Annotated in this window: 9 protein-coding genes and 2 pseudogenes; 4 read left to right on the forward strand and 7 right to left on the reverse strand. The window is 73.8% G+C overall.

Features of this window, described 5'->3' with window-relative positions:
* Positions 1-49: 49 nt before the first annotated feature.
* Positions 50-652: pseudogene (locus OG714_RS53190) on the reverse strand (ScbR family autoregulator-binding transcription factor); the annotation flags it as partial.
* 1062 nt (positions 653-1714) lie between these two features.
* Positions 1715-2872, reverse strand: coding sequence for a ScbA/BarX family gamma-butyrolactone biosynthesis protein (locus tag OG714_RS53195; protein WP_406117840.1), 1158 nt, complete (start codon positions 2870-2872; stop codon positions 1715-1717).
* Positions 2873-3412: 540 nt separating this feature from the next.
* On the opposite strand from OG714_RS53195, the gene OG714_RS53200 reads away from it, so the two are divergent.
* Complete coding sequence (locus tag OG714_RS53200) at positions 3413-3619, forward strand: acyl-CoA carboxylase epsilon subunit (RefSeq protein ID WP_406117838.1); 207 nt, start codon at positions 3413-3415, stop codon at positions 3617-3619.
* A gap of 1359 nt (positions 3620-4978) precedes the next feature.
* Positions 4979-5860, forward strand: a complete 882-nt coding sequence (locus tag OG714_RS53205) for a BTAD domain-containing putative transcriptional regulator (protein ID WP_406117837.1) — start codon at positions 4979-4981, stop codon at positions 5858-5860.
* Between the two features lie 286 nt (positions 5861-6146).
* Here the strand turns inward: OG714_RS53205 and OG714_RS53210 are convergent.
* The 4 genes and pseudogenes from OG714_RS53210 to OG714_RS53225 form a co-directional block, all read right to left on the reverse strand.
* Positions 6147-6560 (reverse strand): annotated as a pseudogene (locus OG714_RS53210) (type II toxin-antitoxin system VapC family toxin); the annotation flags it as partial.
* Positions 6561-6591: 31 nt separating this feature from the next.
* Complete coding sequence (locus OG714_RS53215) at positions 6592-6855, reverse strand: type II toxin-antitoxin system Phd/YefM family antitoxin (RefSeq protein WP_406117836.1); 264 nt, start codon at positions 6853-6855, stop codon at positions 6592-6594.
* A gap of 94 nt (positions 6856-6949) precedes the next feature.
* Positions 6950-7396, reverse strand: a complete 447-nt coding sequence (locus OG714_RS53220; protein WP_406117835.1) for a PIN domain-containing protein — start codon at positions 7394-7396, stop codon at positions 6950-6952.
* A complete protein-coding gene (locus OG714_RS53225; RefSeq protein WP_406117833.1) occupies positions 7393-7635 on the reverse strand; it encodes a type II toxin-antitoxin system Phd/YefM family antitoxin in 243 nt (80 codons plus the stop codon). The genes OG714_RS53220 and OG714_RS53225 overlap by 4 nt, the downstream gene beginning before the upstream one ends.
* A gap of 1165 nt (positions 7636-8800) precedes the next feature.
* Here OG714_RS53225 and OG714_RS53230 point away from each other — a divergent pair.
* The gene (locus OG714_RS53230; RefSeq protein WP_406117831.1) at positions 8801-10600 is read left to right on the forward strand and encodes an FAD-dependent monooxygenase; all 1800 of its coding nucleotides are present in this window, start codon (positions 8801-8803) and stop codon (positions 10598-10600) included.
* Here the strand turns inward: OG714_RS53230 and OG714_RS53235 are convergent.
* Positions 10593-11255, reverse strand: coding sequence for a ScbR family autoregulator-binding transcription factor (locus tag OG714_RS53235; protein ID WP_406117830.1), 663 nt, complete (start codon positions 11253-11255; stop codon positions 10593-10595). The genes OG714_RS53230 and OG714_RS53235 overlap by 8 nt on opposite strands.
* Before the next feature lie 366 nt (positions 11256-11621).
* On the opposite strand from OG714_RS53235, the gene OG714_RS53240 reads away from it, so the two are divergent.
* A complete protein-coding gene (locus tag OG714_RS53240) occupies positions 11622-12509 on the forward strand; it encodes an NAD(P)H-binding protein (protein ID WP_406131681.1) in 888 nt (295 codons plus the stop codon).
* Positions 12510-12633 lie beyond the last annotated feature (124 nt).

The following is a 12633-nucleotide window of genomic DNA, read 5'->3' on the forward strand; positions in this document are numbered from 1 at the left end:
TCTCGTTCTCGTTGTTGTTGTTGTTTGTGGTGGTGGGGGGCCAGGGGTGGGGGGTGAGGTTGAGGGTGGTGAGGGTGGCGGGGTGGGTGATGGTGGGGAGGGTGTGTTGGAGGAGGGTGGTGATGGTGGTGGGGAGGTTTTGGTAGTTGGTGGTGGCTTGGGACATGGCTTGGATGCCGGCGAAGGCGCCGACGAGGATGTGGGCGGTTTCTTGGGGGTTGACGTGGGGGAGGAGTTCGCCTTGTTGTTGGGCTTGGGTGAGGAGGTTGGTGACGATGGTGGTCCAGTGGTGGAAGGGGGCGGTGCGGTCGAGTCCGTCGGCGCGTTGGTCGAGGGTGAGGCGGACGCCGGCGCGGACGAGGGGGTCTGTTTGGAGGCGGTGGGCGTGGAGCATGGTGGTGTTGATGAGTTCTTGGGTTTTGCAGGGGTGTGGGGGGACGGTGAGGTTTTGGTCTTGTCCGGCGAGGACGCCTTGGGCGAGTTGTTCTTTTGATTTGAAGTGGAAGTAGAGGGCGCCTTTGGTGACGTTGGCGGTGGTGAGGATTTCGCTGATGGTGGCGGCTTGGTAGCCGCGTTCTTCGAAGACGGTGGCTGCGGCCATGAGGATGGTGTGGCGGGTGCGGATGGCGCGGTCTTGTTTGGGTGCTGGCATGGTGTGGCTTCTTTCGTTGCGGGTGGGGTGCCCGCTGGTTTAAAAATACCGTCCAGTTCGTATAGTCTACGGGGTTCGGTGTGGGGGGTGGGGGGTTGTGTGGTGATCGGTTGGCGGGGTGGTCGGGGTGGGGGTGGGGGTGGGGTGTTGGTTTCCTGTGGGTGAACCCACATTTTTTGTGGCGATTTGTCAGTGTGTGTATGTGTTTGTTCTGTGTGGGGTCGGTTCCTTGTTGTAGGGGGTGGCGTTTGCGGGTGGGTGGCGGGTTCGGTCGGGCCGGTGGTGGGGGTGGGGTCCTCGGCGGGGGCTGTGGTGCCGGGTGGTGTGATGCCGGTTTGTTTCTGTGGTCCGGTCGGTGGCCCGTCGGGTGTGGGTGCCGGCTGTGGGTCCGGGGTGGTCTCGCTGCTGGTGCGGGGGTGTTCGTGGTGGGTTGTCGGGTTCGTGGTCCGGGTTCCGGTGGACGGCCGGGGGCTGTGTCGGCTCCAGGTCCGGCGGGCCGGCCGGCGGAGCGGGGTGGGGTGAGAAGGCCCTGCTCGGGGGCTGGGTTCTGGCGGTCGGTGGGTTTTCCCGGCCGGTGTCACCGCGGGCAGGTGGTGTTCCCGGTGGCCGGTTCGTCGTTCGGCGGTCTGTTGCCCGTGCTGTTCGGGTGGTGAGGCGGCGGCGCGGGCGGGTGTCCTGGGTGGTGTCGTGATGTGTGCCGGTGTGTCCGGGCGGCGGACTGTCTGGTGCCGGGGGTGCCGGGGGTGCCGGGGGTGCCGGGGGTGCCGGGGGTGCCGGGGTGTGTCGTGCCGGTCGGGGGGGCCGGGGTTTCTCGTGTGTTCGCGGCGTGGTGTCGCGGTGGGGGGTGTGGGCCGGCGCGGGTGCCGGGTCCGGGTGGTGTCGGGGTGTGTTGCCTGTTGCCCGGGCTGGTGTCGCCGGGAGTGGTGGCCTGTGTGTGGGGGCGGGTCTTTCTTGTCCGGGGCGGCGGGGCCGGGGCGGTGGGGGCGTGGGTCCGGTGTGCGTGCGGGGTGTGGGGGTGGGCCGGCCGGGGCTGGGGTGCCGCTGTGGTTGGTGGTTGGGGGGTTAGGGGGTGGTGGCGGTGATGGTGGAGTGGAAGACGGGGCGGTTGTTCTGGTGGCAGGTGATGTGGATGGTGTGGTGGGTGTCGGGGTGGGTGGGGTGGGGGGTGGGGGTGGTGTGGGTCTGGAGGTGGCAGGGGGTGTCGAGTTCGGCGTAGTTGGTGAAGGTGGTGGTGAGGGTGAGGGGGAGGGTGGGGTGGCCGAGGTGGGCGGTGGTGGCCTGGCGGGCGGCTTCGAGGAGGACCATGCCGGGGACGTGGTCGACGGGGTGGTCGAAGAGGACGGGGTGGCGGGTGTCGGCGCGTAGTTGCCAGGTGTGGGGGTGGGGGGTGGGGGTGAGGACGACGTCGGTGGGGGAGGTGCGGCCGACGGTCTGGGGTGCGGTGGGGGCGGTGAGGGGGAGGGGGGTGGTGTGGGTGCGGGTGCCGCGCAGGCGCTGGTAGACGGCGGGGGGTGTGCAGGTGCAGGAGGCGTCGGCGCGGGCGAGGGTGTGGCCGTCGCGGCGCAGGGTGCTGGTGTAGCGCAGGGAGGAGACGCGGCCGCGGCGGCGGGTGATGTCGGAGCAGGTGACGTCGATGGTGAGGGCGGCGGGTGCGGGGCCGACGTGGAGGTGTGCGGGGTCGACGGTGAGGGCGAGGTCGTGCATGACGAAGCTGTGGTCGAGGGGGACGCCGTATTCGGTGTGGGCGAGCAGGAGTCCGCTCTGGCGGATCGTCTCGGCGGCGATGAGGGGGTCGTGGCGGCCGTTGATGGGGGTGAAGAAGGAGTGGCCGCGCGGCCACTGGGCGCTGACGGTGAAGCGGTCCTCGCCGGTGCGGTGCCAGTCGGTGAGCAGGACCTCGGCGACGGAGGCGCGGTGGACGAACTCCTTGGGGACGGTCCGGGTCAGGGACAGGTGACCGAAGGCGTCACCGGCCCCGGACACCCCCGCCGCACCCGCCGTGCCTGCCGCACCCCCGGACATCGCCGTACCCGCGGACGCTCCGGCACCCGCGGACGCCCGGGCACCCGTGCCCGTGGTGTGCGTGGCGGGTGAGGTCTCCGGGGTGCGTGCGGCGGGTATGACGGGTGCGGCAGGGGTGGCGGGTGCGGTGGGTGCGGTGTCCGGGGCGGGCGGTGTGGCGGGGGCCGGGCGGTGGGCGTGGAACGTGGGTGCGGACATGGTTCCCCCTGGGCCGGGATCGGGACGGATCGGATGAGGTACGGGGCCCCGCGGTGCCCCGCCGTGCAGCACGGGACAGGGCGGGGTGGAGCGGGGTGGGGCGTGCGGTGCCGTGCTCGTACGGGACGGTGCGGTGCGGTGCGCCGGCATGGTGCGGCGGTGCGGTGCACTCGTGCGGTGTGGTGCCGTGCCGTGTGGTGCGGTGTGACGCGGTGTCCGGACCAGAAGATACATACCACTCGGTTTTCTTTCTAGGGGTATCGGGGCTTCCGGGGGCACGGGATGTGGAGGAACCCGCTCCGTGCCGGGTGGCCGGAACTGTGCCGGGCTCCCGTCGTCGGGCCGGCGGGGGCGTGTGGTGCGGGCGGCTTCGCGGGGTGGGCGGCGGGAGCCTGGTACGGGGTGCGGGGGCGGCCCGCCGGGGGTGCGGTGTGTCCGGTGCGGGGGCGGGGCGGGGTGGTTCTCCAGCGGTGCGGGAGTGGTCCTCCAGCGTGCCGGCGCAGGGTGGCCGCACGTCGGGATGAAGGGGGTGCGGGCCGGGTGAGCAGCGCGGAGAGCGTTTTCCGGGTGGAGCGCGGGCGGGCGAGCAGGGAGGAACTGGCGGCGCTGTGCGCCGTGCTGTGCGCGGTGCTGGCCGCCCGCGCGGACGACGGCGGCGACGGGAGCGGCACCGGGCCGGCGCGGGATCAGGCGTGGCACCCGGAGCGGACGGCCGCGGCCTACCGCCCTCCCCGGGCCTGGCGGTGACGGCCCGGGAATCCTGCGGAGGTGGCCGGTTCGGCAAGGGCGTCTCCCACCCCCTCATATAAACCACGCATGCGGTTTGTTACGGTGAGGTGACGTCGTCCGGTCATGCGGTGAGGGAGGGGTACGCCGCGGAAGGAGTGCCCGGCGGCCCGTCCCGCCCGATGGGCGGCGCGGGTGCCCGTGCGTGCCCGGGAGGGCGCCGGCACCCGCACGTGCCGGCCGGCACCCGCACGTATCGGCCGGCCGAGGCGCCTTCCGGCGCGGGTGTGGTGTGGTGCGGGTGTGGGTGTGGGTGTTGTTCCCGGAAGTGCGGGGCGATCCTGCGGTCTCCGGTGGTGCGGAGTGCCCGGGTGCGGGGCGGGCGGTGTTGTCCGTGGTCCGGCGCCGGGTGCCCCGCACCTGCCCCGCGTGGCGCTGCGCGCCGGCCTCGGCACCGCCGGCACCTCGCTCCTCCGTCTCTGGAGGCCGCCCGGTGGCTTCCGGCGGCCGCCCATCCGCCGCTTCCTGCCCTACCGAGCTTCCGGCGATCCGCCGTACGGCAGGGGTGGCGGCACGCTTCCAGCCGTACGTCCCCCTCCCCGGGAGGGTGTCCGACGGTGTCTTCGGGGTTCCCGCCGGTCGCGGACGGGGCCCGCCGCACAGCGAAGGGCGCGGTGAAGGCCGGGCGGGCGGCCCCCCGTCCCGGCCCCCTCCCGCGCACATACCTCCGCCCGGATCTGTGGGGGCGGGAGCGGAGTTCCGGCGGTTACCCGGGCCGCCCCCGCCCGGCACCCCGGCCCCGGCCGGCCCGCGCCCCACCCCGACGCCCCCGCACGTACGCCGGACCCATCCGCCCCCCACCACCCCGGACCGGAAAGACCCGCCCCCCACGGTCCGCGCTCCCGGCGATGCAAGCCCGGGCACCACACGACCGCCCGACATCACCCGGACACGGCACCCAGACCACGGCCCGCACCCCCGCCCTGAATCCCGCGCCCCCCGTACCGCTCAGCCCCGCGCTCCGCGCCCGCCCTGAACCCCGCGTGCCCTCTTGCCCCCGTGTCGCTCGCCCCCGAGCTCCCGTGCCGGTTCCCCGTGCGCTCGCGTGAACTCCTGGGCGGGCGGTTCGCCCCGTGTCCCGCCCGGGGTGGGCCCGGGTCCTGGCGGGGGTCGGGGCGGGTCCTGGCGGAGGTCGGGGCGGGGGCCGGGTTGGCCGGATCTGTGCGTTCCCGGGGGTGGGTTGTCCACCCGGCATTGACAAACCGTCCGTGCTGTTTTTTTATCGAGGGGTTCCGGTGCGGTGACGGCCGGGGCGTTGGGCGGTCCCGGAGTGCGGGGCCGTGGACCTGCTGTCGTGGCGGCCTCGTGGGGGAGTTGGGTGTGGACATCGAAGTGCTGGGCGCGCTGGCGGTGCGGGTGAACGGTGTGTCGGTCGTGCCGACGGCGCCGAAGCCGCGGCGGGTGCTGGGTCTGCTGGCCCTGCACGCCGATCAGGTGGTGGCGGTGGGTGCGCTGGTCGAGGAGCTGTGGGGGGCGCTGCCGCCGCGCAGTGCGCGCACCACCCTGCAGACCTACGTCCTGCAGCTGCGGGAGCTGATCGGCGTGGCGCTGGCCGCACCAGAACCACAACAGCGGCAGGAGCGGGGGGAGCAGCAGGAGGGCGGTGGGGGCGGGCGGCTGGGGGCCAAGGATGTTCTGGCGACCGTGCCGGGCGGTTACCGGCTGTCGACGCGTGGCGGCACGGTCGACCACCGGGAGTTCGAGCGCCGTGCGGGGACCGGTTACCGGGCGATGGACGCCGAGGACTACGCGGGGGCGGCCCGCCGTCTGGCCGGTGCGCTGGATCTGTGGAGCGGGCCGGCGCTGACCGGTCTGCAGGCCGGCAGCCAGATCGGCATGGAGGCCCGGCGGCTGGAGGAGGCCCGGCTGTGCGCGCTGGCCCAGCGCATCGACGCCGACCTGCGCCTGGGCCGTCACCGTGAGCTGCTGCCGGAACTGACGGTGCTGGTCAGCCGGCACCGGATGCACGAGAGCCTGCACGGCCAGTTCATGGTGGCGCTGCACCGCGCGGGCCGGCGCGGCGAGGCCCTGGACGTCTACCAGCGGCTGCGCACCACCCTCGTCACGGAACTGGGCCTGGAACCCTCGGCGCCGCTGGGCCGCCTGCAGCGCTCCATCCTGACGGCCCGCCCCGACAGCGCCCCCGTGACCGCCCCCGCCGCCGGCGGCACGACCCCACAGCTCACCGCCCGCCCGGCCTGACCCGGCCCGGTCTGTGTCCTTCTCGGCCCGCGGGGTTTTGCCCACCGTGGCCGGAACTGCCCGGAGTTGGGAATGTCCGCCTCCTGCAGGGCCTCCAGGATGCGCCGAGCCCTCCTCGCCGGCCGTCGGCCGAGGCTTGGGGGCCGCTTGCCGGCGTACTGCGGTGAGCCGCCTCACGTCGTGGCCGGGCCCTGGCAGCCGTTCGGGATTCGCCTCTGCCGTCGCAGAGGCGGCCCCGGTCCGCGCCCGCCTCTCCCGCGACGTGTCCGGATGCGGTGGCGTCCTGCCGGTCGTGGAGCGCTTTCGGGCGGGCGACCGCAACGACGGTGAGCAGGCCGTCCAGGCCGGTGAAGTCCGTCGGGGTCGGTGGTGAACAGGGGCGGGCCCTCCGCGACGGCGACCGAGGTGATCGTCAGGTCGGCGATGCGGCGCCGGGGCTGACGGCCCGCGCTGATGACGGCGGCGCAGACCTGGCCGTGGACGCGGGCGGCTTCCACGTCGAAGGGGACGGGGCCGAACCCGTTCTCGGCGCGCTGGAGGACGTCGGTGCGGCGGGCGCGTTCGGCGTGCTCGTCGTAGTCGTCCTGTTCGGCGTTGCCGCGGACGGGGTGGGGCCTGCGGAGAGTTCGGCCAGGGTGATGGAGGTGATGGCCATCTCGGCGGGCAGTTCCGCGGGGTCGATCCACTTGCGGAGAATCATGATGTTGGTGTGCAGGAGTCCCTGTCGGTGCTCACCGGGCACAGGGGGCGTCCGGCTCCTGCTCGGCGGTGGCGTCCTGGTCTGTGCGGAAGGCGTCCGGGAAGATGTCGGGGGCGGCGCGGGACATGGCGGCGAACTCGTCGCGCGGGACGAAGTGCCGGCGCAGGGGGATCAGTTCGCCGATGCGATGGCCGTCGCGGGTGACGGTGAAGGACTGGCCGCCCTGAACGGCGTCCATGATCTCTCTGGATCTGGTGCGCAGGTCGCGCTGGGTGATTTCGGGCTGGGCGATCACAGCCTCACCGTAACCGGGTAGCACACCGCTGGGGGCAAGCTGTATGCGGTGTTGGGTCGGGATCGGACTGGCGCGGCCTTCCGGCCTGCGCGGGCTACAAATCGTCAGGCAGGAGACGAAAGGCCGGATGGCCGGTCAGGGGACGGATCATCCGGAAGTGGCGGTCGGTGGTGAACATGGCGTCGGTGCGGTAAGCGGCCGCCAGGGCCACGTTCATCGCGTCGGTCAAACCGATGCCTTTGCCGCCGTCGGCGTCCGCGTACCCCTCGGCGACGGCGATCGCCGCACTCAAGTGCGCGCTGACGGCCGGGACTTCGAACCGACGGGTAGCCGTGTTGCGCTCGATGAACCGGGCTGCCGCCAGGGCCTTGCGGGTTCCCGCGCGCGCTGTGATCAGGTAGTCCAGCTCGGCCAGGACCATGGGGGAGATGACCAGATGGCTGACCGCAGCCAGGGCCTTCTTGTGTTCCTGATGGCCCGTGAGGTTAGGGTCGAGCAGACGGTACAGGGCGTTGGTGTCGGCGATCACGACCAGGCTCATGCCCCCATCCCCCTGAGCGTTTCCTCGATCTCGTCGACGGTGAGGTCGGGCAGGCCGAGGTCGGGCAGCTCTATGTCACCCATGGGGCTGGTCGGGTACGGGGGAACGTCGTTTTCGGTGATGGGCACGACCCGGGCGACGGGAGTGCCGTTCTTGGTGACGGTGACGGTCTCGCCGCGCGCCGCTGCGGCGAGGATCTGTGAGGACTTCTGGTTGAACTCGCGGGCGGTCGTCTCCATGTCCTACATGTTACTACATGGGAGAGGTTCGGATAGGAACGGACCGGCAGAAGGCGGAGGGGGCGGCGCGTCCCACCGCTTCCGATCGGCGAAAACGTCATTGATGCGGCCGGGGGTATCAGGTCGACCGCGATGCCGGCCCGGCCATGGGCCGGTTGCCGGTTGTTGTGTGAACCGGCTCCGGCCCGGCAGTCCGAAGAAGGCGGCTTGCTGTCCAACTGCTCCCGAGGGGGCAATGAGCCCGCCGCCGGCCTCGTCCTGACCGGAACGGCGACGGACATGCCGGGACCCCGGCGGATCCGCGGCCACCGGCTTCCCCGTCCGGTACGGAGCCGGCTGCACCGCGTGAACGACGGATGCGGCAACCGGGCCCCGGAACCCGCCTGGCCCGCGCCGGACCTCGAGCGCACCCGGACCGTCACCACCCACTGCCCCGACACACGCCCCCACCGCGCCCCGCGCCCTCGTGTCCCCGCGCCCTCGTGCTCCGGCATCCGGACATGAACGGGACCGCGCGACCCGGCCGGGCCGCCAGCACCGCCCCGGGAAACGACCGGCACCCCGTCCGCCCCCTGAAGCCTGCCCCGCCCTGTCCGACCGTGCACCCACTCACCTCCGGGACCGCACGTCCGGGGGCCTCCAACAGGCCACCCCTGCCGCGCTGTTGCCCGCCCCGGCAAAGAAGCGGGGCGCCGTCCCGGATGCTGCCCCCGGCCCGTGCCCGCCCCTCCCGCGGTGCTCTCCCCGCCCGCTCCCGGGCGGTTCTCCGGGACCATTGCAAAGAACCGTCCACCCGGTATATTTTGGCGGCGTCCGCACCCCTGGACGGTCGCGCGCGGCCCCGCAGAACCCGTGCCCGGGCCGCGCCGGAAGATGCCGCGGGAAGCCGCAGGAGGGCCGGCAGAGGCAGCCGTAAGACAGTCGGAAGACGGTCGGAGGGCAGGAGATGGAGGGGGAGGGAGGGGGAGGCGCCGTGCCGCGCAGCGCACGGTGTCGTGCGGGCTGCCGTACACCTTCTCCCGTCTCCGCTCCCCTCCCTGCCCCCGCTCTTCGTCTCTTCGTCTCCGTCTTCGGTTCTGTCTTTCTGTCTGTGGGTCTTCTTCCGTCTTCCGGTGTCTTCGGGTTTCCGTGCCGGCCGGTGTTCCGTCGCCGGCGGGTGCGGTGCGTGGACGGCGTGGTTCTGGTCGGGGATGAGGAGGGGGAGTCGGGGATGGCGGGTGACGTGCGGGCGCAGGTGGTGGTCGTGGGCGGGGGTCCGGTGGGGCTGGTGGTGGCGTGTGAGCTGGCGGGGTACGGGGTGCGCACGGTGGTCGTGGAGGAGCGGGGCGGGGTGTCCGCCCGGCCCAAGGCGACCACGCTGCATGCCCGGGCCGTGCAGTGCCTGGTGCGGCGGGGGTATCTCGCCGGTCTGCCCGGGGGGCGGACGGCGTCGGCGCCGACGCGCTGCGGGTTCCATTTCGCGGGGATTCCCGGGATGGACATGTGCGCGCCGGCGCTGGAGCCGCCGCCGGTCCTCAAGTGTGAGCAGGAGCGGCTGGAGCGTCATTTCGAGGCGCGGGCGCTCGCGGCGGGCGCGGTGATCCTGCGCGGTCTGCGGGTGACCGGCGTCCGGCAGGGGCCGGAGGGGGTGCGGGTCACGGCCGAGGGACGCCACGGCCCGGTGACCTGCACGGCCCGCTACGCGGTGGGCGCGGACGGTGCGCGCAGCGTGGTGCGCGAGCAGGCGGGTTTCGCCTGCCGCAGCTACCCGGCCACGGTCTCCGCGCTGGCGGGCGACGTCCGTCTGGAGGAGCCCGGCGCGCTGCGCCCGGGCTGGCACCGCACCGAACGCGGCTGGATCGTCGTCAAGAACATCGACGAGCCCGCCGACATCGACGGGACCACCGGCGCCGGTGGTGTCCGGCTGCGGACTCTCAACTGCACGGGTGCGCACCGTGGCCGGCAGCTGCCGCCCACGCTGGAGGAGCTGCGCCGGGAGGTCGCCTGGATCACCGGGCGGGAGGTCGCGATGGGGCGGGCGCGGTGGCTGAGCCGGTTCAGCGACTTCAGCCGTATCGCCCGTTCCTACCGTGCGGGGCGGATCCTGCTGGCGGGGGACGCGGCGCACGTGCACTTCCCGATCGGCGGGCAGGGGCTGAGCGCCGGGGTGCTGGACGCCCTCGGCCTCGGCTGGAAACTGGCCCTGGCCGTCCGCGGCGCCGCCGCCCCGGGCCTGCTGGACAGCTACGACCAGGAACGCCGTCCCGCCGCGCAGCGGGTCATCGACAACACCCGCGCCCAGCTCGCCCTCATGCGCCCGGACGCCGGCCTGGACCCGCTGCGCACCCTGTTCGGCGAGCTGCTGGCCCGGGGCGGGGAGGGCGAGGGCGGGGTGCTGGCCTCCATGGTCAGCGCCCAGGACACGGTGCTGCCCGCCCGCACCGCGGATCCCTCGCCCTGGGAGGGACGGTTCCTGCCCAACACCGAACTGGCCACCCCGCAGGGCCGTACCGACGTGATCCGCCTGCTGGCCGGCGGATCGCCGCTGCTCCTGCTGTCCGGCGCGGACGGCGGCCGCTGGGAGGCGCAGGCCCGGCCGTGGGCCGGCCTGCTGCGGGTGGTACGGGTCCGGGCGGCGTCACCCGCGCTGCCGGGCGGGGCGGTCCTGGTACGGCCGGACGGATACGTCGGCTGGGCGGCCGGCGCCGGCCCCCTCGCCCCCGCCCTGCGCACCTACTTCCGCGAAGACACGGGCGAAGGCAGGGACGAGGGCATGGGCGAGGGCACGGGTGAGGGCAGTGGGAGGGGCGAGGGCCGCGAGCGGGAGGAGCCGGACACCCGCGCCACCAGCACCAGCACCAGCACCAGCACCAGCACCGCCACCGGGACCGGCACGGTGACGGATGCGGGTGTGGACGCGGGCGCGGGTGTGGTGGCCGGGGTGGGTGCGGGGGTGGGGGATGCGGCGCGGGGTGCGGTCAGGTGAGGGGTGCGGGTCCCGGCGTGCCGCCGGTGTCGTGCAGCTGTTCCTGGACCCAGGCGCCCCGGGTCTCGGAGAGGTCCACCGCGGCCAGCACCGGGGGGATCACGACGGACGGCAGGACGTGCCGCAGCAGGCCGGTGACCCGGCGCGGCAGGTCCTGGTAGCCGGACAGGGACCGGGAGATGGCCTGGACCCCGGCGAACGCGCCGACCAGGACGCCCGCGGTCTCCGCCGGCACCACGTGCGGCAGCAGCTCGCCCCGCTCCCGGGCCTGTTCCAGCAGGCCGGCGCCGACCTCGCGCCAGCGCCGGAAGGAACCGCCGCGGTCCAGCCCCTCGGCCTGCTGGTCGAGGGCGAGCCGCACACCGGCCCGGACCACCGGGTCGGTGCGCAGCCGGTGGGCGTGCAGGACCACGGTGTCCACCAGCTGCTGGACCGCGCAGTGCCGGCCCGCCGCGGGCAGCCGGCCGTCCTGCTCGCGGATCACCCCCTCCGCCAGATCCTCCTTGGAGGGGAAGTGGAAGTAGAGCGCGCCCCGGGTCACCCCCGCCCGGGCGAGGATCTCGCTGATCGTGGCGGCCCGGTAGCCGCGTTCCTCGAAGACCCCGGCCGCCGCGGCGAGGATCGCCTGGCGGGTGAGGATCGCCCGGTCCTGCATCGCCGCCCCCGGTCTTCTCTCTCCGATGAGCCCGAAAGCCCAATAAAAACCGTCCAGTCCGGATCTTACTGCGTCCGGCCCCGCACCGGCAGACCGGACGCACCCACATCACATCCCGGCACCCCGGCCGTTTCCGGCCCGCCGGACCCGCCGGGCCGGAAACGGAAGAAGCGGAAGAATCTGTGAAGAATCAGCTCAAAAAGGGAATCGTGAGGCAGGGGCCAGGGGCCAGGGGCCAGGGGCCAGGGATCAGGGGCCGGGGAGCGGAAGGGGCGCGGGCGCGGAGTCATGGACGAGGGAGGAACGGATGACGGCGGGCGGGATGCGGCGTCGCGGGCCGGCCGCGGGCAGGACCCGGTGATGCCGGTGGTGCTGGTGACGGGTGCGACGGGGACGGTGGGGCGGGAAGTGGTCCGGGGTCTGCCCGCCGGTCTGCGGGTGCGGGTGATGACCCGGGATCCGGCGCGGGCCGCGGGGGTGTTCGCGGGGGCGGGGGTGGAGGCGGTCGCCGGGGACTACACGGACCCGCCGTCGCTGGCCCGGGCCCTGCGGGGCGTGGACACGGCGTTCCTGGTCACCACCGGTGTCGACGGCGAGGACGACGCTGCGTTCGTCCCGGCCGCCCGCGCCGCCGGGGTGCGGCGGGTGGTGAAGCTCTCCGCGGCGGCCGTCCTGGACCCCGGGGCCCAGGACCTCGTCACCCGCCGGCAGCGCGCGAACGAGGACCTGCTGCGCGGCTGCGGCCTGCAGTGGACGCTGCTGCGCCCGCGCGCGTTCATGTCCAACTGCCTGTCCTGGGCCGGGCCCGTGCGCCGCGAGCGCACCGTCCGCGCGCTGTACGGGACCTCGCCCAACGCCTGCGTGGACCCCCGCGACATCGCCGAGGCCGCGGTACGGGCGCTGACCGAGGAGGGCCACGCCGGGCGCGCCTACACCCTGACCGGGCCGCAGGCCCTGACCGCCGCCGACCAGACCCGCGAGCTGGGCCGGCTGCTCGGCGTCCCCCTGCGCTTCGAGGAACTGACCCCGGACCAGGCCCGCGCCGCGCTGGGCCGGCGTTATCCGCCCCCGGTCGTCGAGGCCCTCCTGGCGAGCGCGGAACGCCAGCGGGCCGGCGCCAAGGCCCACGTGGAGGACACCGTCCGCACCCTGACGGGTCACCCGGCCCGCTCCTTCCGGCACTGGGCCCAGGACCACCTCGAGGCCTTCACCCCGCCCCCGGACCAGACCGGCCCCCACCCGCAGACGCCGTAACACCCGCCCCGCAGACCGCAGATGGCAGACGCCGGGACGGCAGGCACCGGCACCACGGTGGCCCGGCCCGCGACCGCAGCCTTCCCCTCCTCCCGCCAACTCCCGTACCACCACGGCCCACCAC

Source organism: Streptomyces sp. NBC_00989, from assembly GCF_045162655.1.
GTDB lineage: Bacteria > Actinomycetota > Actinomycetes > Streptomycetales > Streptomycetaceae > Streptomyces.

Bases quoted from the DNA above. Each gene is read 5' to 3' on its own strand.
- OG714_RS53195 (WP_406117840.1), bottom strand. From the start codon at position 2,872: ATGTCCGCACCCACGTTCCACGCCCACCGCCCGGCCCCCGCCACACCG.
- OG714_RS53220 (WP_406117835.1), bottom strand. From the start codon at position 7,396: ATGAGCCTGGTCGTGATCGCCGACACCAACGCCCTGTACCGTCTGCTC.
- OG714_RS53225 (WP_406117833.1), bottom strand. From the start codon at position 7,635: ATGGAGACGACCGCCCGCGAGTTCAACCAGAAGTCCTCACAGATCCTC.
- OG714_RS53235 (WP_406117830.1), bottom strand. From the start codon at position 11,255: ATGCAGGACCGGGCGATCCTCACCCGCCAGGCGATCCTCGCCGCGGCG.